The 24,526-nt window shown below is 38.2% G+C and carries 24 protein-coding genes and 4 tRNA genes; 26 read left to right on the top strand and 2 right to left on the bottom strand.

What is annotated here, in order from left to right; all coding sequences use genetic code 11:
- Positions 1-30: 30 nt before the first annotated feature.
- Entirely contained in the window at positions 31-732 is a 702-nt protein-coding gene (locus MHH73_RS22115; protein ID WP_191817245.1) for a DUF554 domain-containing protein, read from the top strand.
- Between the two features lie 349 nt (positions 733-1,081).
- Here MHH73_RS22115 and yyaC read toward each other — a convergent pair whose 3' ends face one another.
- Positions 1,082-1,699, bottom strand: coding sequence for a spore protease YyaC (yyaC, locus tag MHH73_RS22110; RefSeq protein ID WP_191817246.1), 618 nt, complete (start codon positions 1,697-1,699; stop codon positions 1,082-1,084).
- A gap of 206 nt (positions 1,700-1,905) precedes the next feature.
- Here yyaC and MHH73_RS22105 point away from each other — a divergent pair, with 206 nt between their 5' ends.
- The 13 genes from MHH73_RS22105 (at position 1,906) to dnaB (ending at position 12,431) form a co-directional block, all read left to right on the top strand.
- Positions 1,906-2,097 (top strand): DUF951 domain-containing protein, encoded by a 192-nt coding sequence (locus MHH73_RS22105; protein WP_180317033.1) that lies wholly within the window; start codon positions 1,906-1,908, stop codon positions 2,095-2,097.
- Positions 2,098-2,246: 149 nt separating this feature from the next.
- On the top strand, positions 2,247-3,347 hold the full coding sequence (gene ychF / locus MHH73_RS22100; protein WP_341069566.1) for a redox-regulated ATPase YchF: 1,101 nt from the start codon (positions 2,247-2,249) through the stop codon (positions 3,345-3,347).
- Positions 3,348-3,571: 224 nt separating this feature from the next.
- A complete protein-coding gene (gene rpsF / locus MHH73_RS22095; RefSeq protein ID WP_095371343.1) occupies positions 3,572-3,859 on the top strand; it encodes a 30S ribosomal protein S6 in 288 nt (95 codons plus the stop codon).
- A gap of 38 nt (positions 3,860-3,897) precedes the next feature.
- On the top strand, positions 3,898-4,410 hold the full coding sequence (gene ssb / locus MHH73_RS22090) for a single-stranded DNA-binding protein (RefSeq protein ID WP_191817248.1): 513 nt from the start codon (positions 3,898-3,900) through the stop codon (positions 4,408-4,410).
- Between the two features lie 44 nt (positions 4,411-4,454).
- Positions 4,455-4,694 carry a 30S ribosomal protein S18 gene (gene rpsR / locus MHH73_RS22085; RefSeq protein ID WP_095371345.1) on the top strand — a complete coding sequence of 80 codons (240 nt, stop codon included), beginning with the start codon at positions 4,455-4,457 and terminating at the stop codon, positions 4,692-4,694.
- A 112-nt stretch (positions 4,695-4,806) separates the two neighbouring features.
- The gene (locus MHH73_RS22080; protein WP_341069565.1) at positions 4,807-4,992 is read left to right on the top strand and encodes a hypothetical protein; all 186 of its coding nucleotides are present in this window, start codon (positions 4,807-4,809) and stop codon (positions 4,990-4,992) included.
- Complete coding sequence (locus MHH73_RS22075) at positions 4,971-5,222, top strand: hypothetical protein (protein WP_341069563.1); 252 nt, start codon at positions 4,971-4,973, stop codon at positions 5,220-5,222. Before MHH73_RS22080 ends, MHH73_RS22075 begins: the two co-directional genes overlap by 22 nt.
- 336 nt (positions 5,223-5,558) lie before the next feature.
- Entirely contained in the window at positions 5,559-6,047 is a 489-nt protein-coding gene (locus tag MHH73_RS22070) for an ArsR/SmtB family transcription factor (protein ID WP_341069561.1), read from the top strand.
- The gene (locus MHH73_RS22065) at positions 6,048-7,328 is read left to right on the top strand and encodes an MFS transporter (protein WP_341069558.1); all 1,281 of its coding nucleotides are present in this window, start codon (positions 6,048-6,050) and stop codon (positions 7,326-7,328) included.
- A gap of 217 nt (positions 7,329-7,545) precedes the next feature.
- A complete protein-coding gene (locus tag MHH73_RS22060) occupies positions 7,546-8,490 on the top strand; it encodes a YybS family protein (RefSeq protein ID WP_191817251.1) in 945 nt (314 codons plus the stop codon).
- Positions 8,491-8,514: 24 nt separating this feature from the next.
- Complete coding sequence (locus MHH73_RS22055) at positions 8,515-10,488, top strand: DHH family phosphoesterase (RefSeq protein WP_191817252.1); 1,974 nt, start codon at positions 8,515-8,517, stop codon at positions 10,486-10,488.
- Positions 10,485-10,934 (top strand): 50S ribosomal protein L9, encoded by a 450-nt coding sequence (gene rplI, locus MHH73_RS22050; protein WP_191817253.1) that lies wholly within the window; start codon positions 10,485-10,487, stop codon positions 10,932-10,934. Before MHH73_RS22055 ends, rplI begins: the two co-directional genes overlap by 4 nt.
- Before the next feature lie 132 nt (positions 10,935-11,066).
- Positions 11,067-12,431, top strand: coding sequence for a replicative DNA helicase (gene dnaB / locus MHH73_RS22045; protein WP_095371351.1), 1,365 nt, complete (start codon positions 11,067-11,069; stop codon positions 12,429-12,431).
- 267 nt (positions 12,432-12,698) lie between these two features.
- Here dnaB and MHH73_RS22040 read toward each other — a convergent pair whose 3' ends face one another.
- A complete protein-coding gene (locus MHH73_RS22040; RefSeq protein WP_341069550.1) occupies positions 12,699-13,625 on the bottom strand; it encodes an AraC family transcriptional regulator in 927 nt (308 codons plus the stop codon).
- Positions 13,626-14,396: 771 nt separating this feature from the next.
- Between MHH73_RS22040 and MHH73_RS22035 the strand changes: the two genes are divergently transcribed.
- From MHH73_RS22035 to MHH73_RS21980, 12 genes are all read left to right on the top strand, one after another.
- Positions 14,397-15,689 carry an adenylosuccinate synthase gene (locus tag MHH73_RS22035; protein ID WP_191817416.1) on the top strand — a complete coding sequence of 431 codons (1,293 nt, stop codon included), beginning with the start codon at positions 14,397-14,399 and terminating at the stop codon, positions 15,687-15,689.
- 140 nt (positions 15,690-15,829) lie between these two features.
- Entirely contained in the window at positions 15,830-16,201 is a 372-nt protein-coding gene (locus MHH73_RS22030) for a DoxX family protein (RefSeq protein ID WP_191817415.1), read from the top strand.
- 164 nt (positions 16,202-16,365) lie between these two features.
- Positions 16,366-16,441: transfer RNA gene (locus MHH73_RS22025), tRNA-Lys, on the top strand.
- Between the two features lie 15 nt (positions 16,442-16,456).
- Positions 16,457-16,528 (top strand) — tRNA-Glu (locus tag MHH73_RS22020).
- Between the two features lie 74 nt (positions 16,529-16,602).
- Positions 16,603-16,679, top strand: a tRNA-Asp gene (locus MHH73_RS22015).
- A gap of 47 nt (positions 16,680-16,726) precedes the next feature.
- Positions 16,727-16,799: transfer RNA gene (locus tag MHH73_RS22010), tRNA-Phe, on the top strand.
- Positions 16,800-17,069: 270 nt separating this feature from the next.
- On the top strand, positions 17,070-18,527 hold the full coding sequence (locus tag MHH73_RS22005; RefSeq protein WP_191817384.1) for a peptidoglycan DD-metalloendopeptidase family protein: 1,458 nt from the start codon (positions 17,070-17,072) through the stop codon (positions 18,525-18,527).
- Between the two features lie 357 nt (positions 18,528-18,884).
- Entirely contained in the window at positions 18,885-19,595 is a 711-nt protein-coding gene (gene yycF, locus MHH73_RS22000; protein ID WP_095371356.1) for a response regulator YycF, read from the top strand.
- A 7-nt stretch (positions 19,596-19,602) separates the two neighbouring features.
- Entirely contained in the window at positions 19,603-21,429 is a 1,827-nt protein-coding gene (gene walK / locus MHH73_RS21995; RefSeq protein WP_191817385.1) for a cell wall metabolism sensor histidine kinase WalK, read from the top strand.
- Positions 21,426-22,757: a YycH family regulatory protein gene (locus MHH73_RS21990; RefSeq protein ID WP_191817386.1), complete on the top strand. Its 1,332-nt coding sequence runs from the start codon at positions 21,426-21,428 to the stop codon at positions 22,755-22,757. The genes walK and MHH73_RS21990 overlap by 4 nt, the downstream gene beginning before the upstream one ends.
- An 18-nt stretch (positions 22,758-22,775) precedes the next feature.
- Positions 22,776-23,582 (top strand): two-component system regulatory protein YycI, encoded by an 807-nt coding sequence (locus MHH73_RS21985; protein WP_191817387.1) that lies wholly within the window; start codon positions 22,776-22,778, stop codon positions 23,580-23,582.
- Between the two features lie 9 nt (positions 23,583-23,591).
- Positions 23,592-24,386, top strand: a complete 795-nt coding sequence (locus MHH73_RS21980; protein WP_191817388.1) for an MBL fold metallo-hydrolase — start codon at positions 23,592-23,594, stop codon at positions 24,384-24,386.
- Positions 24,387-24,526: the final 140 nt, after the last annotated feature.

The raw sequence follows: 24,526 nt of genomic DNA, 5'->3' as shown, positions 1-24,526 counted from the left end.
AAAGATAGAAAGTATATTTGGGTAGCTCTGATGTTTTTATTAGGTACGGTAGTCAATGCACTTTTAATTATTTTCGGTACAATAGTCGGTAAGTTCCTTAATCGTATTCCTGACAAAATGAAAGATACAGTGATGCAAGCAATTGGCTTGGCGGTAATGGTACTAGGTTTACAGATGGGACTTAAGAGTGAAAACTTCTTAGTGGTCATTCTTAGTCTCGTTTTTGGGGCGATGCTTGGAGAATGGTTAAAATTAGAAGATAGACTTAATCAAGTCGGTATTCTGTTAGAAAATAAAATTGGATCCAATCATCAAGGTAGCATTTCTCAGGGATTTGTCACAGCCACATTAATTTTTGTTATTGGGGCAATGGGTGTCATCGGTGCATTAGATAGTGGAATTCGTGGAGATCATTCGGTCTTATATACAAAATCAATTATAGATGGTTTCACGGCTTTAATCTTAACGACCACTTTAGGTATCGGTGTCATTTTCTCAGCCATCCCTGTCTTTATTTATCAAGGGTTGATCGCATTATTTGCAACACAAATTGATAAATGGATTCCCCAAGCGTGGATGGACAGCTTTATTCTAGAAATGACAGCTACAGGCGGCTTAATGATTTTTGCCATCGGCTTGAACTTAATGGGATTAACGAAAATCAGAGTAGCAAATCTCTTACCTGGTATATTTGTCACCGCCCTTGTCGTTTCTTTCTATTACTTCTTATAATTTAGGCAACGAACGATCCTTAGTAGGCATGGATTGTTCGTTTTTCTTCGGTTTCAAGTCTCTATACTAAGGGTGATTGAAGTATTCGAGTCCCAATGCGTAGAAGGATTGTTAGGCAAAAGCAGTAGAATACTTAATCTTCTTAGAATAATCACATTCCCACTCTAATCGGGCCAGCATTCGTTTTACATATCGGAGAGAAAAGCGAAAGTAAGTTCCATATGTTTTTCTTTTTGTCGATTCCAGCATTGTTAGGAAAAGAAATGTGCACAAAGAAAATACGCGGCGATTTGCGTCTGGAAAACGAAAATCGTCACGTATCGGTAGCTCTATGATTTATTTATCAATATTATAAAGTCTGTTCTTTGCCCCAGTCGATAGGGATAAATTTTGCTTTTTCCATCATCGTTACTTCATGGATGCCATTGGCGATGGTTTTGGCCATATTCATGACTAAGCTCAATCTTGTATTTTGTAATACCATAAACTCCATAAACCCACTCACATTGACGATACCAGCAATATGTATATCACCAACTTCAGGTAAATCCTTATTTACTCCAGCACCTGGTTTGACAGGACCATCAGCAATTTGGATAATCCCCACACTTTTCACACGCCCTAAGCAAGCATCTATGCCAATAATAAAAGCATTAGGAAATTGTTCTTGAATATATGACAGTTTTTCAGATAAATTCACAGCATGAATAGGGTCTTCCAATGTGCCAAATACATGGAGGTTAGGAATGGATCGTTCTTGTAATAAGGTTCCCACTAAAGGACCGAGCGAATCACCGGTAGAGCGGTCCGTACCGATACAAATAAGGACAAACGGTCTTTCTTGTATATTACTCGGGAGAAACTGCTTGATTTCATGGGCAAGTTTATTAGTAGCACTTTGTTCATCGTGTGGAATCCGAGAGGTCAATTTAGGTTTCTTATCAAATATACGTGGATATAAATTCATCAAGCGTCACTCCTTCAATGTCACTCTATAGAAAAGAGCGCTTTACTTTCTTTTTTAGCGATTGAATTGAATAGTAGTAATAGTATACGGAATATTCACTCATTCTATACGTGATTAGGGCACGAAATATATTTTCCTCTGATGTTTATTGGAAATATATTCGTAGGACAAGGTATAATAGGGATATAGAAGTGAAGAAAAGGGTGATGAAATTGGAAGAAAAACAATTTGATCTTAATAATATTGTTGAGATGAAAAAGGCTCACCCATGTGGAGCAAATCGATGGAAGATTATACGTATGGGCGCTGATATTCGCATTAAATGTGAAGGTTGCGGTCATAGTGTAATGATTCCCAGAAGAGAATTTACAAGAAAACTAAAAAAAGTATTGGCGTAATCAATGGTAAAGGATGGTCTTTACCATTTTTTTGCGAAAGCTTAGTGAACTTGCTTATTTTTATACAAATCTCTATAATTGTTAAAGGCTTGTATAAAAATCGATTAATAATTTTTCTTAGATAGATTAAATGATTAGGAGTGACCTAAATGGCATTAACAGCTGGAATTGTCGGTTTGCCGAATGTTGGTAAATCCACCTTATTTAATGCAATAACGCAAGCGGGTGCTGAATCAGCAAACTACCCGTTTTGTACGATAGATCCTAATGTCGGTATTGTTGAAGTACCGGATGAAAGATTAGCGAAGTTAACCGAACTTGTTCAACCAAAGAAAACGGTACCTACTGCTTTTGAATTTACAGATATTGCTGGGATTGTTAAAGGGGCAAGTAAAGGTGAAGGACTTGGGAATAAGTTTCTATCACATATCCGTGAAGTAGACGCGATTTGCCAAGTGGTTCGTTGTTTTGCTGACGATAATATTACCCACGTATCAGGAAAAGTGAATCCCATTGATGATATTGAAACAATCAATTTGGAACTGATTTTAGCTGACTTAGAGTCCGTTGAAAAACGCATTGTACGCGTGAGTAAGCTTGCGAAACAAAAAGATAAGGAATCTGTTTTTGAATTAGAAATCCTTGAAAAATTAAAAGCGGCTTTCGAAGCAGATCAACCTGCAAGAACAGTAGAATTTACAGAAGAACAAATGAAATTGGTTAAAGGGTTACACTTACTAACGATTAAACCAATGCTTTATGTAGCAAATGTTGGTGAAGATGATATAGCTGATCCTTCAACTAATGAATACGTTCAAAAAGTAAAAGAATTCGCATCCGCAGATAATGCAGAAGTGATTGTCATTTGTGCAAAAATCGAATCAGAAATTGCTGAGCTTGAAGGAGAAGAGAAAGAAATGTTCCTTGAAGAGCTTGGTATTGAAGAATCAGGTTTAGATCAATTGATTAAAGCATCGTACAGCTTACTTGGCTTAGCCACTTATTTTACAGCTGGCGTACAAGAAGTACGTGCTTGGACTTTCCGTAAAGGAATGAAAGCACCGCAATGTGCCGGCGTCATCCATAGTGACTTCGAAAAAGGCTTCATACGTGCCGAAACAGTTTCCTACGACGACCTAGTCGTTGCTGGTAATATGAATGCAGCGAAAGAAGCTGGAAAAGTTCGCTTAGAAGGTAAAGAATACATCGTTCAAGACGGAGATGTTATGCACTTCCGATTTAACGTTTAATAAAAACCCCAATGAATTCTTGTAACAAAGGATTTATTGGGGTTTTTCTTTAGAATGGCAGAAGCGTCATCGTCATTAAACTTTATCCATGTTTCATTCCCCTGGTATTCCTTGTCAGGCAATTGCATATTGGCCAAACGTATGATATACTTTTACCTTGTGAGTAATGAATAATTGCTCCTTGCCCTCAAACGGGCCGTTTAGACCAAAAGGAGGTGAAAGTGATGAAAAAGTACGAAGTTATGTACATCATCCGTCCAAACATTGAAGATGAGGCAAAGAAATCTGTAGTTGAGCGTTTCGACGCAATCCTTACTGATAACGGTGCTGAAATCAACGAGTCAAAAGACTGGGGTAAGCGTCGTTTAGCTTACGAAATCAATGATTTCCGTGATGGATACTACCAATTAGTAAACATTAATGCTGATTCTAAAGCAGTTGATGAGTTCACTCGTCTTGCAAAAATCAGTGAAGATATTATCAGATACATCGTTGTTAAAGACGAGAAATAATAATAAATGCTTCATTTTATCGAAAGGAGTTGATTCTGATGATGAATCGTGTAGTTCTAGTGGGCCGTTTAACGAAAGACCCGGAATTACGTTATACACCGAATGGAGTAGCAGTGGCTACCTTTACTCTTGCTGTGAATCGTACATTTACGAATCAAAATGGAGAAAGAGAAGCGGATTTCATTAATTGCGTTGTTTGGAGAAAGCCTGCTGAAAACGTAGCGAACTTCCTTAAAAAAGGAAGCCTAGCTGGTGTCGATGGGCGCTTGCAAACACGTAATTACGAAGGACAAGATGGCAAACGTGTATATGTGACTGAAGTTCAGGCAGAAAGCGTACAGTTTCTTGAACCAAGAAATGCTGCAGGCTCACAAGGTGGCTCGAATCAATATGGTGGCCAGAGAGATGATTATTCTTATGGTGGCAACAATAATCAGAATCAACGACCATATGATAATAACCGCAGCAACCAAAGCCAAACTCGTGTAGATCAAGATCCATTCGCTAATAACGGTCAAATCGATATTTCCGATGACGATCTTCCGTTCTAAACCAATAAGGCTTTGAAAAATAATAAGAAAAGGAGTGACAAAACATGGCTGGTGGACGCAGAGGAGGACGTGCAAAACGTCGTAAAGTTTGCTATTTTACTGCAAACGGAATCACTCACATCGATTATAAAGATGTAGATCTTCTAAAAAAATTCATCTCTGAACGTGGTAAAATTTTACCTCGTCGTGTAACAGGCACAAACGCTAAATACCAACGTAAATTAACGATTGCTATTAAGCGTTCTCGCCAAATGGCTTTACTTCCATTCGTTTCAGGTGAATAATAAGTAAATGTAAAACACAGTAGGCTTCGTGCTTACTGTGTTTTTTGTTTTCGTTTAGTTTAAATACATGGGTGAAGTCGAAACGAGTTAAAACATGTTGGAGGTTGGAAATTTGATTGGATTGAGGAAGAAACGAGTCAAAAAACCAGCCGAGGGAGAAAGTTTGATTGGATTGAGAGAGAAACGAGTCAAAAACAAGTTCGAGGATGAGAGTTTGATTGGATTGAGGGAGAAACGAGTCAAAAAACCAGCTGAGGATGAAAATTTGATTGGATTGTGGGTGAAACGAGTCAAATAAACAGCCGAGAGCAAAAGTTTGATTGGATTGAGAAAGAAACGAGTCAAAAAACCAGCCGAGAGCGAAAATTTGATTGGATTGAGAAAGAAACGAGTCAAAAAACCAGCCGAGAGCGAAAGTTTGATTGGATTGAGAAAGAAACGAGTCAAAAAACCAGTCGAGAGCAAAAGTTTGATTGGATTGAGGAAGAAACGAGTCAAATAAACCACCGAGAGCAAAAGTTTGATTAGATTCAAGCAGAAACGAGTCATTAATTTACACAAAGCAAACAATCTGATTAGATTAGAGCAAAACCCAAACCCAAACAAGTTTAGAAAGATAGCCAATCAGACACAGTCAGGCCATCATATTATTTGCAACAGTTAGATTCACACACCCACCATCTTCCAATGCTCATTCAGCATGTCATATTAATCAACCTGATGAATGTTCAAAATGCATACCCATGGCGGAGTAATCCATATTTAAAATAATTAGAATATTTTTAAAATAATCTTGCGTTCTAAAAATTTAGAACGTATTATTAATTTAGAACGTACAATGACATATCGATAGGGGAGATAAACATGTCATCTTTTGAGTGGAAAGCGATGAATATTAATTTACATCAGCAAAAATTAATCTCTAATCCGTTGCGAATGAAAATCATCTTTTTACTGTCGGAACGTGCGCTTACGGCCAAACAAGTAGCAGATGAGTTGGGGAAATCAGCGGGTAGTATCCATTACCACATTCAGCAGCTTTATAAAGGGGATATCTTAGAGATTGAGTCAACGAATGAGTACAAAGGGATTATAGAAAAGTATTATCGTGCGAAAGCGAATCAATTTCATCTTAATCAAACAGACGGAGTTGGCGGTGATGAGAAGCAAAGTTCAAGAGGGACGATACTATCTTTAACGAAAGAGGAGCTTCAATCGTTTCAAGGAGAGTTAGATGAGCTCTTTGTAAAGTATTTTAAAAAGACGATTAAACCTGATGAGCTGACGAATGATCGTGATACTTATGATGTGAGCTGCTCGTTTATGAAACTACCTAAAGAGGAGGAAAGTTAAATGGTGTCTCAAGCAGCGATAAAAAAGAATTTGGTGCTGTTTCTGTTAGCAAAAGTGGTGATTGTGCTTGGATCAAATATTTATAGTTTTGCCATTGGGTTATATGTTCTTTCTGTGACAGGTTCTGCTGTCAATTTTTCCATTACACTCTTACTCACAATCCTTCCTCGTATCCTACTCGCACCACTGGCAGGAACATTAAGTGACCGTTGGAATCGCAAGAGAATCATTATTACGACCAATTTTGCTTGTGCCCTTTGGATTACTGTCATTTGTGTCCTTTTCATTTTTGTTACACAAGACATATGGCTCCTTTACTTAGCAACTTGCATTCTCAGTATTATAAACACTTTCTATTCTTCAGCAGTGATGTCTTCCATATACAATATGGTTGGTCCAGATCATCTCCAAAAAGCCATGTCTCTCAATCAAGCAGTTGTCTCCTTCTCTGGCATATTAGGTCCCATTCTCGGCGGTGTATTTTTCGGTCTGTTGCCCCTTTCAAGCTTTATGATTATGAATATTTGCGGATTTTTCATTTCCGGATTGGCAAGCTTGTTTATTAACTACTACTTATTCGCGGAAAAAACAGCCGTACAACAAACTGGGAGCATTGGAAGTGAACTGAAGGAGGGCCTCTCTTTTGTAAAAAAACAAACCCTTCTTCGGAAATTAATTTTTATATCCATTTGGGTCAATTTTTGGTTTGCTGTTTTTCCAATCGCCCTGCCTTATCTTGTCCTCACCATTCGCGATATGCCTTCCTATCAATTTGGCATTATTGAGGGCAGCTTTGCTGTTGGCATGCTAGTGATGAGTACCATTCTTTCATTAAAGGCAGAAATAAAGAGGAAATCCTTAAGTTTATTTGTTGGCATGCTTTGCCTAGGCGTACTCCTTGCGTTACTAGGGGTGCCTCAACTTCCAATGTTCTTGGCCGTCTCTAATCAAGTCATCTTTGTCTACCTATTGATTATTGTTTTACTTTTGGCTGCAGCAATCATGATTATTAACATTCCAGTAATGGTACTTATTCAAAAAAGCACAAAAGATGAATATCGTGGGAGAGTGATGGCTATACTCGAAACAGGCGCAAGTGCAGCCACGCCTTTAGGCTTTATTTTATTCGGATTATTTCTCGAATGGTTGCCGATGTGGGTAATGATGGTGGTAGCTGGTGTTAGTATCATCGGTTTTATCCTCTATCAAGCAAGAAATAAACATTTTTTCCGCCTATTACAACAAACCGACCAACCAAAGGTCATGTCAACCGAAGCATAAAAGGGAAAATCGGAATGAGAACCTTCTAGAATGATTGAACCTTCATTCTTGGAGGTTTTTTTGTTATACAAACGCTTCTGTATAGGATAGAGAAGGATGATTTGGTTATGAATGAATATATTTACACGAAATGAAGCATTCATTCAGTTGAATACCTATCCATGAGTGTATACAATAATAGATGCGGGCGTATGCCCAATTTGAGAGGTGAATCTATTTGAAAAATGTACATAAACTTACTGAAGGGGCGGTATTATTAGCTGCTTTTGCTGTCTTACTATTGATGTCCCTTTATTTGCCGATCATCGGTACGATTGTCACTTTCGGCTTACCGGTTCCTTTTATGTTATTTGCCGCTAAAAATAAGCGCGGTGATACAGCCATCTTTTTTGTTGCTGCTATTTTGATATCATTCATTGTTGGAACCATTACAGCAATCCCGTTAACTCTAATTTTTGGCTTAACAGGTATAGTCATTGGAGAGTTAATTAAGCTGAAGAAAGAACGGACAGTGATGTTGCTCGGTGGTTCTTTAGCGTTTTTAGCGATGTTTTTACTCGTTTTTGCCGGCATGAATTTGTTATTGAATGTCAATTTTGTTGAAGAACTAAAGGTAGTTCTTGAGCAATCGATGGATATGACAAAAAACATGTTATCTACGTTAGATAATAATGAAGCAGAACAGATTTTCAAGCAATTAGAAGCGACAATGACTGCATTGGAGACGTTACTTCCAAGCCTTCTTGTTCTTACTTCTGCGATTTATGTATTTATTATTCAGCTGATTGGCGTACCCATTGTCAGGAGATTTGGTATTGAAGTAAAAAAATGGCGTTCATTTGCTGATATTAGTTTTCCAAAAAGTATTTTATGGTACTTTTTAATAACTATGGTTGCCCAACTTTTCATGAAACCAGAAGAAGGTTCTTTTACAATGATGGCCATTGTGAATCTCCTATTCGTTTTCCAGCTAATTATGGTGATTCAAGGGCTTAGCTTTATCTTCTTCTATAGCAGATTAAAGAATTGGCCAAAGGTTGTGCCCATTGCCATCCTCGTATTTACCTTTTTACTTCCAATCTTCCTTTATATTGTGAGGATATTAGGTATAATTGATATAGGATTTGATTTAAGAAAACGATTAGATAATAGGGATGCATAACACTACTGTTTAGGAGTTGAAAACATGCCCTCGTATTTAGAAAAGAAAACGATGCGTTATTGCTTGTTTGCTTTAATTGGTGTAACCGTCGTTCTTCTAGCGATTATGGCGTTGTACAATTGGATATTGAGTCTCGTTGCACTACTCCTTTTCGGCCTTCCTTTCTACCTATTATTTAAGTTTGATTATGAGCAGAGGAAGGAAACAGAGGAGTACATATCGACCTTATCTTACCGTGTAAAAAAGGTAGGGGAAGAAGCATTAATGGAGATGCCAATTGGCATTATGCTGATTAATGATGAGTATTATATTGATTGGACAAATCCATATATGGCATCATGCTTTGGGGAAGATACATTGGTAGGAAGATCACTTTATGATGTAGCAGATGCTTTAATTCCTATCATTAAGAAAGAGATTGAATCAGAGACCATTACGCTAAAAGATCGCAAATTTCGCGTGGTGCATAAGCCTGACGAACGTCTGCTTTATTTCTTTGATGTGACAGAGCAAACACAGATTGAAAAATTATACGAAGATGAACGTACCGTTATTGCTATTATCTTTTTAGATAATTATGATGATTTAACACAAGGAATGGATGACCAGACAAGAAGCAGTTTGAATAATCTTGTCACCTCTATTTTAAATAAATGGGCCATGGAAAATGGTGTCTTCTTTAAGCGTGTATCTTCAGAGCGATTTATCGCCGTCTTTAACGAAAGTATTTTAGATCAGTTTGAGAAAAGTAAATTTACCATTCTTGATTTTGTCAGAGAAACGACAGCCAAACAAAATGTGCCACTCACATTAAGTATAGGCGTTGGGGCTGGGGTTTCCGATTTGCCAGAACTAGGTGTCTTAGCTCAATCTAGTTTAGACCTCGCTCTCGGTAGAGGCGGTGACCAGGTAGCGATTAAACAGCCAAATGGTAAAGTGAAATTTTTCGGAGGGAAGACGAACCCTGTTGAGAAACGCACGAGAGTACGGGCACGCGTTATTTCCCACGCATTAAAGGAATTAGTCTCAGAAAGTGATAAAGTCATCGTCATGGGTCATAAACGGCCGGACATGGACGCGATTGGTGCTGCCATTGGTATTCAAAAGGTAGCCGAGATGAATCATCGTGATGGATATATTGTCGTTAATAAAGACGAATTTGATCAAAGCGTAAATCGTTTAATGGCTGAGATAGAGAAAAAAGAAGAGCTTTATGCGAAATTCATCACGCCAGATCAAGCGTTAGAGATGGCAACGGATGATACTTTACTTGTTGTTGTTGATACCCATAAGCCTTCTATGGTGATAGAAGAGCGATTGCTTGCTAAAATAGAAGATGTAGTTGTGATCGATCATCATCGTCGCGGCGAAGATTTTATTAAAAATCCGCTGCTCGTTTACATGGAGCCTTATGCCTCTTCGACAGCAGAATTAGTGACGGAATTGCTAGAATATCAACCGAAGAATCGTAAAATTGATATGCTTGAGGCGACCGCACTCCTCGCTGGAATTATCGTTGATACGAAGAGCTTTACGTTAAGAACCGGCGCAAGAACCTTTGATGCAGCATCTTATTTAAGAGGACAAGGAGCCGATACAGTCCTTGTGCAACGATTCTTAAAAGAAGATGTCGACACGTATATAAAACGGGCGAAAATCATTGAAACGGTAGAATTTTACCGAAATGGCCTAGCCATTGCTAAAGGTGCTGAAGATGATATATACGACCAAGTGTTAATTGCACAAGCAGCCGATACATTACTGGCAATGGACGGTGTGACAGCTTCATTCGTCATTTCTTATCGTGCCGATGAAATGATTGGTGTGAGTGCTCGCTCATTAGGTGATATTAACGTACAGGTCATTATGGAGGCGCTAGAAGGGGGCGGCCATTTAACAAATGCTGCTACTCAATTAGATGATGTCTCAATCAATGATGTAGAAAGTAAATTAAAAGAAGCAATTGATGAGTATTTAGAAGGGAGAAAAGAAGAATGAAAGTCATTTTCTTAAAAGATGTTAAAGGAAAAGGGAAAAAAGGTGAAGTGAAGAACGTAGCAGACGGCTATGCACATAACTTCTTAATTAAACAAGGACTCGCTGTTGAGGCAAATAACTCAAATGTAAGTTCATTGAATGCACAAAAAAAGAAAGAAGAAAAAGAAGCAGCAGCAGAGTTAGCAGAGGCGAAGCAATTAAAAGAAACATTAGAGAAGCTAACACTGGAATTTTCAACAAAAGCAGGAGAAGGCGGGCGTCTATTCGGTTCGATTACAAGCAAGCAAATTGCCGAAGAATTAAAGAAGGCGCATAATATTAAAATCGACAAGCGCAAAATCGAATTAAGTGACGCCATTCGTACTTTAGGATATACAAAAGTACCGGTTAAACTGCACACTGAAGTATCAGCGACTTTAAATGTACATGTAAAAGAAGCCAATTAAAGAATTTAACAACGCATCAAAAGAATTCATGGTAAAATAATAGAGTGAAAAAAATGTGATCGGTGCAGGCTGATCACATTTTTGTTCATCTCACGTGTTTAAAATGTGTCAGAATGAGGAGGTTCTATCGTTTTGAGTGAATTATTTGCTGATCGTCTCCCTCCGCAAAACATAGAGGCTGAACAAGCTGTTCTAGGCGCAATCTTTCTGGAGCCTTCCTCGTTAACAATGGCTTCAGAGCTATTAATTCCTGAAGATTTCTATAGAGCGGCTCATCAAAGAATTTTTAATGTCATGCTGAAATTAAATGACAAGGGAGAAGCCGTTGATTTAGTAACAGTAACAGAAGAATTAAACGCAGCCAAAATGTTAGAGGATACAGGCGGAGTAACTTATTTAAGTGAATTAGCTGCATCTGTTCCAACAGCAGCAAATATAGAATATTACGCCAAAATAGTAGAAGAAAAATCGATCTTACGTAGACTCATCCGTACGGCAACAGACATTGCCCAAGATGGATATACGAGAGAAGATGAAGTAGAATCACTACTTGGCGAAGCAGAAAAAAATATATTAGAAGTGTCGCAACGTAAAAATGCAGGGGCTTTCCACAATATTAAAGATGTGCTTGTTCGTACGTATGATAATATCGAGGTTATGCATAATCGTAAAGGGGATATCACGGGGATAGCGACTGGGTTTGCCGAGCTTGATCATATGACAGCAGGCTTTCAGCGCAATGATTTAATTATCGTTGGCGCTAGACCTTCCGTTGGTAAAACAGCTTTTGCATTAAATATCGCGCAAAATGTTGCCGTTAAAACACAAGAAAATGTTGCCATCTTTAGTTTGGAGATGGGTGCGGAACAGCTCGTAATGCGGATGCTGTGTGCGGAAGGAAATATCGATGCCCAACGTCTCAGAACAGGTTCTTTAACCGATGATGATTGGGGCAAGTTGACGATGGCGATGGGCAGCCTATCTAATGCTGGAATTTTCATCGATGATACGCCTGGTGTAAGAATCACAGAAATTCGTTCGAAATGTCGTCGTTTGAAGCAGGAGCATGGCTTAGGTATGATCCTCATCGACTACTTGCAGCTTATTTTAGGTAGCGGCCGTTCTGGTGAAAACCGTCAGCAAGAAGTCTCTGAAATCTCGCGTTCCTTAAAAGCGCTTGCCAGAGAGTTGCAAGTACCTGTTATTGCCTTATCACAGCTATCACGTGGCGTTGAGCAACGACAAGATAAACGTCCGATGATGTCTGATATACGTGAATCAGGAAGTATTGAGCAGGATGCCGACATCGTTGCCTTCCTATATCGTGATGATTATTATGACAAAGAGTCCGAAGACAAAAATATCATCGAAATCATCATCGCTAAACAACGTAACGGCCCAGTCGGTACCGTCCAGCTAGCCTTCGTCAAAGAATATAATAAATTCGTCAACCTAGAAAAAAGATTTGACGATTCATTTGCTCCGCCTGGGGCATAAAGAGGGAAACAGTTTATTGCTGTTTTCCTCTTTTTTTGTGGGAGTATACATTAGGATCGGTAGTTAAAGGTGGTTTGAGCGGTTTATAAATCTCAGGCTATGGATTTTCTTTTGATAATTGGGTTCGATTTTAGTTTGCTTATTTTAAAGCTCCTTGTTAAATAAACGCACTCACAATACTTCTGTTTTTTCATGGCAAAAATATAACTTCCAAATTAGTCGTGTAATTCTTTTTTTACATTAGTCATTGAAGAATTGCTTTTTCCATTACTCTGCTATTTTGTCCATAGGAATTACCCAAATTTCCATACAGTTTATCCCAGCATTTTCTTTGTAATATTTTTCTGCTGAGAATGGTTGCGTCACCAGTTCATGTTTCTTAAGCCATGTTTCAAACAGATACTTATTTGCTTGATTTAAGGCGGTTGTAACAAGTTCTTCAAAAGACGCTGCTTCAATTCTACACACTATATATTCTCCAGCAGGCAAAATTTGTTTTACCATACCATCATTCGTACTTATGTTAGTCGAGTTTGCTAATCCACCGGCAAAATAAATAAATGTTCCTTTATCGAGGTTTGCCGTATGAGACATTCCCATTTCAACGTCCCTGTAAAGAGAATCTGCTATCATATTTTTCTTTGAGCGAAATTTTTGCCAAAGTTGCCCTGGAACATCAATACCGGTACTTTCTCCAACTGGAATCTGATTGGAAATATTTACTTCTGCTTCAAAACCAAGGTATATTTCTGATTCTTTCAATGATTTCTTCTGGATTTCTAAAACAATATTACCTACTATCACAGGAACATTTTCGTCGATTAGTACATAATTCGCTGAAATTTCCGGTTTGTCAAAAGTGTTAAGCATTGGCAGATTCTTTCTGTATTCTTCTGGTGTCATTTGATATGTTTCCTTAAATGCCCTTGTAAAGTTTGCATGACTTGAAAAGCCATAGCTCAAAGCTACATCCAGAATTCTTTGCTTTGTATTTTTCAGATCATTGATTGCTTTTGCAAGACGACGGAGTTTTATATATTCCTGTACTGGTTTTCTTACTAATCGTTTAAATAGTCTTTGAAAATAAAACGGTGAAAGAGAGGCAATACTTGCCAAGGTTTCCGTCTGAATTTCTTCTGACATGTTTTCCTCAATATAGGTTAGTGTTTTTTCTATTGATTCCCATGCGTACATATCAGTACCTCCTTGTTATTTATATCTATAGAATAGCAGAAGGATTCTGATCGAGTTTTTCACACAATGCTCTTATATTAATAAAATAAGTAGTAAATTAAAGGTGTGGAGAAATGAAATCTCTTATTCAACTAAACTGCGCTGATAGTTGAATACTAGTAGGATTTCTTACCAATTTTTAAATGACCAGACTTTGTTTTAAAACTACATTTTTGCTTATTTTTAGAATGTACATAGGCAAACTATTATTTGATATGGATGGGGATTTACACCTGTACTTGATGATTTTTGTGCTTAAACATGGCATTTATTATTTGCCTACACAATTCGTGAGCATTCACTTAACAAATGTGGTTATTTCTGGTTTGCCCCCTAACTAATGTGAGCATTTCCCATAAGCCCACACAAGCATGAAGATTTCCCCCAACTAATGTGATCTTTTCACAATTCCTCGTACACCCGGAGTGAAAGGGAAAAAATAGCAGATTAAATTCGATTTCCCCTACACAATGTCAGCATTCTCTAAGGGAGCTGCTCAAATATCACATAAAAGTCTTTAATTTCCCCAAATTTACTAGAGATTCCCCACTGACTAAGAAGCAATAGAGAAGGTGGCCTTCTTACCATCATTACATGAATCAACAAAAATATTCACGAACGTATTTTTCGTTATATGAATAAAATGTTCGTGTTTTATTGACTTTATAACAATAAAATTGTAGAATTAGTTTGTTTGATAAGGGAAAAAGAAACCTCGGAGGTGCATTCGTAATGTCATCAGTAGTTGTTGTTGGAACACAATGGGGAGACGAAGGTAAAGGAAAAATCACGGATTTTCTATCAGAGAATGCGGAAGTGATTGCAAGATATCAAGGCGGTAATAACGCTGGACATACAATTAAATTTAACGGTGAAACGTATAAATTGCATTTAATTCCATCAGGTATTTTTTATAGTGATAAAATTTGTGTCATTGGTAACGGAATGGTCGTTGATCCGAAGGCATTGGTACAAGAATTGGCTTACTTACATGAAAAAGGTGTGACAACAGATAATTTACGTATTAGTAACCGCGCCCATGTCATTTTACCTTACCACTTAAAATTAGATGAGGTGGAAGAAAATAGCAAAGGCGATAACAAAATTGGGACAACGAAAAAAGGAATCGGACCTGCTTATATGGATAAAGCCGCTCGTGTGGGAATCCGTATCGCAGACTTATTAGATAAAGAAGTATTTGAAGAGAAGCTTGCTCGTAACTTAGCGGATAAAAACCGTTTACTTGAAAGAATCTATGAAACAGAAGGCTTCAAAATAGAAGACATTCTGGACGAATATTATGAGTACGGTCAACAAGTGAAGAAATATGTATGTGATACGTCAGTTGTATTAAATGATTCACTTGATGATGGTCGTAGAGTATTATTTGAAGGTGCGCAAGGGGTTATGCTTGATATTGATCAAGGAACATATCCATTCGTTACCTCTTCTAACCCAGTAGCTGGCGGTGTGGCAATCGGTTCTGGTGTTGGACCAACAAAAATTAAACATGTTGTTGGGGTCTCTAAAGCATATACAACTCGTGTAGGAGATGGACCTTTCCCGACTGAATTAAATAACGAGATTGGCGATCAAATTCGCGAAGTTGGTCGTGAATATGGGACAACAACAGGTCGTCCTCGTCGTGTGGGTTGGTTTGATAGTGTCGTGGTTCGCCATGCTCGTCGTGTGAGCGGCATTACAGACCTTTCACTCAATTCTATTGATGTTCTTACAGGCATTGATACTTTGAAAATTTGTACAGCTTATAGCTACAAAGGCGAAATCATTGAAGAATTCCCAGCGAGCTTAAAAGTCCTTGCTGATTGCGAACCAGTATATGAAGAGCTCCCAGGTTGGACAGAAGATATTACAGCATGCAAATCTTTAGATGAGCTGCCAGCAAATGCGCGTCACTATTTAGAGCGTGTCTCTCAATTAACAGGTATTCCATTGTCTATATTCTCTGTTGGTCCTGACCGTACGCAAACAAATGTGGTTAGAAGCCCTTGGAGACAAAACTAAAATGAAGTTTTTTAAGATCGTATCTGTAGTAGATACGGTCTTTTTTTTATTAAAAAGTTAATTTTCTGTAGGAACCGAAGTGATAGTGGTTTAGAAAATGTAAAATCAGGGCAATGAATGGACAAAGGTGGTGGGAGGATATGAAAATATTAAAAGGCATGTATTCATTGATCTTGTTTGTAGCAGGAGTCCTTCATTTTGTCCGTGAACGAAATTTCCGCAAGATTGTGCCAGATTCGTTACCATTTAAAAAAGGGATTGTCCTCATTACGGGTGTAATGGAGGTCGCATTTGCGCTGTTACTGTGGGCGAAAAGAGGTCAAAGTCTAGTAGGGAAGTTGCTTTCATTATTCATGGTGCTTGTTTTCCCAGCGAATATCAACATGGCAGTAAAAAATAATACTTTCTATAAAGGTAAAAAAATTCATCCGTTATTATTATGGATGCGTTTACCGTTACAAATCCCACTTATTTTAGGGGCAATTAAACTCACTAAAGAAAAGACTAAATGACCCCATGTTATTTAGTTTTTTTTGCATTGTTAAATGATAAATGATGTGAGGATTTTAATAAGTAAAAGTTTTTCTAAAAAAATATTAAAAAAGGAGTGTACAAAGCTATCACCCTATGATAATATAAAAAGCGTCGTCAAGAAAACGCTTCAAATTAAAAAAGCGAGCCATTAGCTCAGTTGGTAGAGCATCTGACTTTTAATCAGAGGGTCGAAGGTTCGAGTCCTTCATGGCTCACCATTTTTATATTCGTATGGCCCCTTGGTCAAGCGGTTAAGACACCGCCCTTTCACGGCGGTAACACGGGTTCGAATCCCGTAGGGGTCATCTTTTTTTAATAGTAGTAATCATAGGAATGCAAGCGCTCATTCTTTCATTGATTACGAATTTTATATAGATTTGGTCCGGTAGTTCAGTTGGTTAGAATGCCTGCCTGTCACGCAGGAGGTCGCGGGTTCGAGTCCCGTCCGGACCGCCATGATTTACTTGTATAGTGATCATGAAAATTGGATAAGCTGTTTTTATGGCTCAGTAGCTCAGTCGGTAGAGCAAAGGACTGAAAATCCTTGTGTCGGCGGTTCGATTCCGTCCTGAGCCATCAAAAAGGGAGTATGAATTTAATTCGTGCTCTCTTTTTTTATGTTTTTCTCCTCCTTTCTATTACAATCATATGACAAAATACCCCCAATTCTATGTAGTTTTTTCCTATATTACGTCAAACTATGTCATCTCATATACAGTTTAATTACATTACAGAGACATCAAAGTCGTAAAAAAAGCGATATGGTACATTAGGTAGGTGCAATAGTAATTAGTCTGATAGCACTAATAAAAAAAGAAGGTGTAAAGTAGTATAGGGGGAAGAACCATGAAGCAATGGAAGCAAAGACTGACTACATATACAGAACGTACATCTAAGCGTTTTACACATAAATGGAAGAAAGCGGCCGCAATCATTATGATTGGTGGTTGTTTAGCATGGAGCGGATCCACATCAGTACTGGCAGAAGCAGAAGAGTCGGATCTGTATTATGTATATATCGGTGATCAATATGTGGGGACAGTCGATAATCCCCAAATGATTGAAAATATCGTAGAGGATGAACTTGAAAATCAAGGGAAGTCCTATGAAGGCATACAAAAGGCGTTAGACCATGAGCTTTCACCTGAAGAGGAAGGGAAAGCCTTTAATGAGGCAACCGAGAAGGAATCAGAAAACGTACTCAAAGGGATCTCTATTAAAGCAGATGCTCTCGCACTAGAAATTGATGGTGAAATCGTTGCTTATGTTAAGAATGAGGAAGAAGCGGATGAAGTGCTTCAGCAACTACAGTTACAGTATATTTCGGAAAAGGACTATAAAGAGTTAAAAGAGCGTTCAGAAGAGGAAGAGCCACTACCAGAATTAGCAATTGGTGACACCCGCTTGTTGAATGCGAGATTTTCCGAGGAAATAGAATGGAAGAAAGAAAAAGTAGACCCGAACAAGGTGCAGTCTGTTGATGAGGTCATTAATTTCTTAAATAAAGGAACAGTAGAACAAGAGAAATATAGAGTAGAAGAAGGTGACTCTATTAGTAAGATTGCTGACGAATTTCATTTATCTACAGAAGAACTTGAAGACTTGAATGAGATGAGTCAAGAAGATGTACTAAAGGTTGGTCAAGAACTTGTTGTGGAAACAATCGAACCGTATGTTGATGTGATTACGAATCGATCAGAATTTAAAGAAGAAGAGATTCCCTTTCAAACAAAAGTAATAGAAGATGATGACATGTTGAAAGGGGAAGAGAAAGTAAAGCAAGAAGGTAAAAAAGGAAAACGTAACGTGTTATACCATGTGAAAGAATCAAATGGTGAAGAAGTCGATAAGAGTGAACTAAAGGAGAAAATTATTGAGGAGCCTGTAGAGGAAATCATTATTAAAGGAACAAAAAATCCTGATGTTGGTGATGGTGACTTTGCTTGGCCAGCAGTTGGTGGCTATGTATCAAGTGAGCTTGGTCATCGTTGGGGTAAGCTCCATAAAGGGATTGATATTGCCAGACCAAGCAATCGCACGATTAAAGCAGCCGATAATGGCAAGGTCATTTCAGCGGGCTTTAGTAGCAGTTATGGTTATAAAGTAGAAATTGATCATCAAAATGGCTACCGTACCTTATATGCTCATTTAGATTCTCTCTCTGTAAGTGCAGGAGAGACAGTAACGAAAGGCTCTAAATTAGGTGTGATGGGCTCCACTGGTAACTCAACAGGCGTTCACCTTCATTTTGAACTATACAAAGATGGTCAGTTGAAAAACCCATTAGACTATATCAGTCAATGATCAAAAAAGTGCTGGGACAGGAGTGTTTTAGCTAACATTAAGCACGAATAACTCTGCTTGGATAAACAGAAGTTATCGTGCTTTTTTGTGTGTATGATAAGTCGCCATTCAAGAGCGCTCATCCCTTTTTCAAAAAAAGAAAAAGCCCCTTCTATCTTGCTTTTCCAATACTTGTACATATAAGATACATTACAAATGATGCGGACTTGTATGTAACGTGATAAAGTAGAGTAGGATACATGCTGAAAAAATTTTACAAAATGCTTTTACAAGCCCAATAAGCTTAGATATGATAATCTTGAAAAAGATACATGATTGTGACGACAGTAGATAATAATTGGATAAAGGAGAACAACTATGGATAAGAAAATTCTTGTAGTAGATGATGAAAAACCAATTGCAGATATATTACAGTTTAACTTAAATAAAGAAGGCTTCGATGTAACTTGTGTATATGACGGTGTCTCCGCATTGGAAAAAGTAGAAGAAGTAAAGCCTGATATGATTCTATTAGATATCATGCTTCCTCAGAAAGACGGCATTGAGGTTTGCCGAGAAGTAAGAAAGAAATATGATATGCCGATCATTATGCTCACAGCAAAAGACTCTGAAATTGATAAAGTATTAGGGCTAGAGCTTGGAGCAGATGACTATGTAACAAAACCATTCAGCACAAGGGAATTAATTGCCAGAGTAAAAGCCAATCTTCGTCGTCATCAACAAATTGCTTCAAAAGTGGATGAAGAAGATGAAAGTAATGAAATTGAAGTAGGCTCACTAACGATTCACCCTGACGCGTACATCGTTTCTAAACGCGGTGAAACGATCGAACTAACGCACAGAGAATTCGAGTTACTTCATTATTTAGCTAAACATATTGGCCAAGTAATGACGCGTGAACATTTACTTCAAACTGTCTGGGGCTATGATTATTACGGAGATGTCAGAACAGTTGACGTAACCGTTAGACGTTTGCGTGAAAAAATCGAAGACAATCCAAGTCATCCGACATGGATCGTTACAAGAAGAGGTGTCGGATACTACTTGCGAAATCCAGAACAGGAGTAAGTAGATCATGAACAAGGTAGGCTTTTTTCGATCAATTCATCTGAAATTCGTCATTATATATGTGTTGCTTATCCTCATTGCCATGCAAATTGTCAGTGCTTATTTCGTCAGACAATTAGAGGATACGTTAAACGATAACTTTAAAACAACGATTGAAAACCAGATGAAGCTGCTATCTTATTATTTAGAAGAACAATTTGTGAAAGAACGAGTGCCAGAAGACGGTGATGCCACATTGGAGGTGGACCTGCGCAGGTTATTGCAGGACTACAACACTGACGATATTAGTGAAGTCGCCGTTATCGAAAGCACGACTATGAGAGTGCTAGGGACATCGAATGTTTCTGATCAATCAAAAGTTGGTCAGAAGATGTCTAATGCGCTTATTCGTACGTCAATTAAAAATGGTCAGCCAAATGAACAGGATAGTGTCATCAATGGCAAGCGAGTATGGATCTACATTAAACCAATTATTATTGATAATGACGTAAAAGGTGTGATTTATGTCACGTCTAAAATTGAGAATGTCTATACTCAGATGAGGGAGATTATCAAAATCTTCTCAACAGGTACAGCAATTGCCCTTATTTTAACCGCTGTGCTCAGTGTATTACTTGCGCAAACCATTACGAGACCGATCACCGATATGAGAAAACAAGCGTTAGCCATGGCGAAAGGAAACTATTCTAGAAAAGTAAAAATCTATGGCCAAGATGAAATTGGACAATTAGCTATGACTTTTAATAGTTTGACTAGAAAGTTGCAGGAAGCACAAGCTACCACTGAAGGGGAAAGAAGAAAACTATCATCTGTCCTCACCTTTATGACAGATGGCGTAATTGCCACTGACCGCAAAGGGCGCGTGATTCTCATTAACGAACCTGCTGCAGAAATGTTACATGTTTCACGTGAAACAGTCTTATCTAATTCGATTGTTTCATTACTAGGATTGGAAGAAGACTACACGTTTGAAGAGCTGCTTGAAGAAAGAGAATCGGTCATCTTAGATTATAGTGATGAAAAGAATAATCTTATTTTAAGGGCTAATTTCTCAGTTATTCAAAAAGAAACAGGCTTTATTAATGGACTTATAACTGTTTTACATGATATTACCGAACAAGAAAAAATTGAAGAAGAACGTCGCGAATTTGTTGCCAATGTTTCACATGAGTTAAGAACACCACTCACGACCATGCGCAGTTATTTAGAGGCTTTAACAGATGGTGCATGGCAAGATAAGGACATTGCTCCGAATTTCCTTGACGTCACTCAAAATGAGACAGAGCGTATGATTCGCTTAGTCAATGATTTATTGCAGCTATCGAAAATGGATAGTAGCGATTATCAATTAAATAAAGAGTGGGTTGATTTTACACAATTCTATAACCGAATTATTGATCGCTTTGAGTTCACGAAACAACAAAATGTTACATTCGAACGTAGGGTACCAACAACGGCTGATTTTGTTGAGATTGATACAGATAAATTAACACAGGTACTCGATAATATCATCTCCAATGCGATGAAATACTCACCTGAAGGAGGAAAGATTACCTTCAGTATTGAAGAACAAGAAGGGTATTTAATCATAAGCGTAGCAGATGAAGGCATGGGTATACCGAAAGAAAATGTATCAAAAATCTTTAATCGTTTTTATCGTGTAGATAAAGCAAGAACAAGAAAATTAGGTGGAACGGGATTAGGACTAGCGATTGCCAAGGAAATGGTAGAAGCGCACGGTGGTGAAATTTGGGCGGAAAGTATTGAAGGAAAAGGAACAAAGATCTCCTTTAGCTTGCCGTATATCCGTTCCGAAGAGGATGATTGGGAATGACCTATGAGAAGATAAAGAATATCCTATTAATTATCTTAGTAGGTTGTAGTATCGTATTGACGTTTAATTTATGGACGTATCGACCTAATTTAACGCCTGTTGAGAACCCAGGACAAGCGATTGAACCGATAGGAGATGACAAAGAGTATAGCGAAGTCATTAGACCTAGTCAGCTTATTCATTTCTACGATGATAAGAAAATCGGAACAACCTTATCTGTGGAAATCGACCAAATCACTAATGATATGAGCAAATGGGAACTATTAAATCTAGCGAATGTCTCAAACGATATCGGTTCATTACATGAATGGATAGAAAAAACAGGACATTCGATATTGGTCTACCCAGATGAAGTTTCACTTAATGCTTTTCGCGAAGTCATACCTAATATTGATAAGAACGCTACCGATTTTTCATTTGACACAATCGTGATTGACATGAATTCTATAGAGGATGATATCGGTTTAGCCTATTTTATAGCAAGAGATCAAGGTACGGTCTTCCGTGGTGAAGTGCAAGGGGCATCGATGGCCGATTTCCGGACGAAGTATTATGATACAGCCAGTGATGATGAGGATTTCTATTCGTTTCTTGGTTATCAGGGCCAGAATGAGCGCATGATTTATGTCCCAGATGAGCATATTCCTGTATCGACACAACGCATCTATTTAATGGATAAAATCAAACCACGTACATTGATGGAATCATTATTTAGTGACCCATCTGTTGTACAAGAGAGTACGACACAACCATCCATGATTGAATATACCGATAGTACGAGTATTATGCGTGTCTATGAGGATCGCAATATGATTTCTTATAAAAATATCTCATCTGTTGTCGGTGATGAGTTTGTTGGCATGAATCTACTGCGACGAAGCATTGATTTTATGAATGCACATAAAGGCTGGACAGGCAATTACCGCTACTTTGAAGAAGTACCAGAGAGTAATAAGGTTGTCTTCCGATTATTTCATAACCAACAAGGGATTCCGATTTTTAGTGATTATCATCGGGCGAAGATAGAAGTAGAGCTTGGTGATATAGATATTAATGAATATACCCGTAGCAATTTTGCGCTCGGAACGATTGTAAGTGGTGGAGAGGAAAGCCGATTATTATCGGGAAAAGAAGTCATCAAAGAAATTGAGCAGCTGCCTAATTTTGACCGTAACTTGCTGCAAGATGTAACGGTGGCTTACGAGCTGAAGGTAGAAAAGAATATGGCTACAACTAATTCGGAAATCATCAATTTGCAGCCCGCTTGGTATTATCGTTATAATAATGAGTGGAAGAAGTTTACCAAGGATGAGTTTATACCAAATTGAGGCAGGAGGGGAAAGTAGATGGATTGGAGCAAAATAAAAACCATTTTTATACTGACCTTCCTTGTGCTCAATGTCTATTTATTGTACGAGTACTTTAATGTCGTCCAAGCAAAAGAGCAAGAAACGGAATTTCCGTTATCAAGCACGTTAGAGGAAAAATTAAAGGATGATAACATTTCGTACGACGCAGATATTTTTACGACAGAAGAAGTCAGTGGTCAGTTGTTACGGGCAACACCGAAAGAGTTTGAAAAAGACGAATTGAAGAGCCTGAATGGAGAAGACATTAAGGTGGATGGCGGTGTCGAGTATATATTTGATGTCAATAAGCCATTGATGAAAGTAAGTGAAGACTTTGATCCAAAGGAATTAGAGTCCTTTATTCAGAGTCAAGTCTTATACGGCAATGAGTATCGTTTTTGGGAGAAGAAAGGCAATACCATTACGTATTATCAAACATACCAAGAGAAAATCATCTACCAAAATAAAAATGCTGAATTAACCTTCTTCTTAAATGAAAATAATGAAATTGTCTCTTATACACAAACATACTTAGAAGCAATCGAACCAATTGAGGATGATCAAAAGTTGATCAAACCGCCATCTGAAGCGTTATCTTCTCTATACAACAGTGGCAAAATCCCGCCTGGAAGTAAAGTATCAGAACCAGAGCTTGGGCTTCATACGTATGTCGATATGAGTAATCTTCAAGTATTAACGCCAGCTTGGCGCTTCGTCATTGATGGTGAATACAGTCTATATGTACACGGATTCGAGCTAAATGTACTCGAACTAAATAAAAATGAGAACAAAACAATGGAGTGAGAGAAATTTATGTCTTTTCAATTTAGCGTTCTCGCGAGCGGCAGTACGGGGAATGCCATTTTTGTAGAGACCAACACCCACTCCTTTTTAGTGGATGCTGGCCTCAGTGGCAAGCAAATGGAAGCATTATTTAAAGAAATTGATCGTGATATGAGTCGCTTAGACGGCATACTTGTGACACATGAGCATAGTGACCATATTAAAGGGGTCGGCATTGTCGCGAGGAAATATGGGCTCCCAATCTATGCCAATGAAAAAACATGGCAGGCGATGTCTCCGTTAATTGGACAAGTCCCAACAGAGCAGAAATTCACCTTCGATATGGAAACCGTAAAAACATTCGGCGACCTCGATATTCAATCATTCGGCGTCTCACATGATGCGGCCGAACCGATGTTTTACGTTTTTCATCAAGGCGAGAAGAAACTCGTGCTTATCACAGATACGGGTTATGTAAGTGATCGCATGAAGGGCCTTATTTCAAACGCCGATGCCTATGTATTTGAAAGTAATCATGACGTGCAAATGTTAAGAATGGGTCGTTACCCTTGGAATATTAAACGTCGTATCTTAAGCGATGTCGGTCATGTCTCCAATGAAGATGCGGCGATTGCGATGAGCGAAGTCGCCGGTGATCGCACGAAAGGCTTTTATCTGGCCCATCTAAGTCAAGATAATAATATGAAGGACTTGGCACGTATGGCTGTTGCACAAACACTTGAAACAAAAGGTATACGCGTCGGAGAGCAATTCCAGCTCTTTGATACAGATCCGAAAAAACCGACAGCTTTAACAGCTGTTTAAGGCAAGAAATAATGGGTAGAAGGAAGGGGAGGCTAACTATGAGTCTTTCCTTCTTTTTTACGAAATCACAAAGAAAATATGAACAAATTCGTAAGATTCGTTTATCTTATGCATTTTTGTATTTGTATTTTTCCATCTAA

Source organism: Cytobacillus sp. FSL K6-0265 (assembly GCF_038003465.1).
In the GTDB taxonomy this organism is placed as follows: domain Bacteria; phylum Bacillota; class Bacilli; order Bacillales; family Cytobacillaceae; genus Cytobacillus; species Cytobacillus stercorigallinarum.
Note: the sequence above shows the minus strand (reverse complement) of the source record. Positions and strands in the feature narration are given on the sequence as shown.

Bases quoted from the DNA above. Each gene is read 5' to 3' on its own strand.
- MHH73_RS22115 (WP_191817245.1), top strand. From the start codon at position 31: ATGTTTTTATTAGGTACGGTAGTCAATGCACTTTTAATTATTTTCGGT.
- yyaC (WP_191817246.1), bottom strand. From the start codon at position 1,699: ATGAATTTATATCCACGTATATTTGATAAGAAACCTAAATTGACCTCT.
- MHH73_RS22105 (WP_180317033.1), top strand. From the start codon at position 1,906: ATGAAATTGGAAGAAAAACAATTTGATCTTAATAATATTGTTGAGATG.
- ychF (WP_341069566.1), top strand. From the start codon at position 2,247: ATGGCATTAACAGCTGGAATTGTCGGTTTGCCGAATGTTGGTAAATCC.
- rpsF (WP_095371343.1), top strand. From the start codon at position 3,572: ATGAAAAAGTACGAAGTTATGTACATCATCCGTCCAAACATTGAAGAT.
- ssb (WP_191817248.1), top strand. From the start codon at position 3,898: ATGATGAATCGTGTAGTTCTAGTGGGCCGTTTAACGAAAGACCCGGAA.
- rpsR (WP_095371345.1), top strand. From the start codon at position 4,455: ATGGCTGGTGGACGCAGAGGAGGACGTGCAAAACGTCGTAAAGTTTGC.
- MHH73_RS22070 (WP_341069561.1), top strand. From the start codon at position 5,559: ATGTCATCTTTTGAGTGGAAAGCGATGAATATTAATTTACATCAGCAA.
- MHH73_RS22065 (WP_341069558.1), top strand. From the start codon at position 6,048: ATGGTGTCTCAAGCAGCGATAAAAAAGAATTTGGTGCTGTTTCTGTTA.
- MHH73_RS22055 (WP_191817252.1), top strand. From the start codon at position 8,515: ATGCCCTCGTATTTAGAAAAGAAAACGATGCGTTATTGCTTGTTTGCT.
- rplI (WP_191817253.1), top strand. From the start codon at position 10,485: ATGAAAGTCATTTTCTTAAAAGATGTTAAAGGAAAAGGGAAAAAAGGT.
- MHH73_RS22040 (WP_341069550.1), bottom strand. From the start codon at position 13,625: ATGTACGCATGGGAATCAATAGAAAAAACACTAACCTATATTGAGGAA.
- MHH73_RS22035 (WP_191817416.1), top strand. From the start codon at position 14,397: ATGTCATCAGTAGTTGTTGTTGGAACACAATGGGGAGACGAAGGTAAA.
- MHH73_RS22030 (WP_191817415.1), top strand. From the start codon at position 15,830: ATGAAAATATTAAAAGGCATGTATTCATTGATCTTGTTTGTAGCAGGA.
- MHH73_RS22005 (WP_191817384.1), top strand. From the start codon at position 17,070: ATGAAGCAATGGAAGCAAAGACTGACTACATATACAGAACGTACATCT.
- yycF (WP_095371356.1), top strand. From the start codon at position 18,885: ATGGATAAGAAAATTCTTGTAGTAGATGATGAAAAACCAATTGCAGAT.
- walK (WP_191817385.1), top strand. From the start codon at position 19,603: ATGAACAAGGTAGGCTTTTTTCGATCAATTCATCTGAAATTCGTCATT.
- MHH73_RS21990 (WP_191817386.1), top strand. From the start codon at position 21,426: ATGACCTATGAGAAGATAAAGAATATCCTATTAATTATCTTAGTAGGT.
- MHH73_RS21985 (WP_191817387.1), top strand. From the start codon at position 22,776: ATGGATTGGAGCAAAATAAAAACCATTTTTATACTGACCTTCCTTGTG.
- MHH73_RS21980 (WP_191817388.1), top strand. From the start codon at position 23,592: ATGTCTTTTCAATTTAGCGTTCTCGCGAGCGGCAGTACGGGGAATGCC.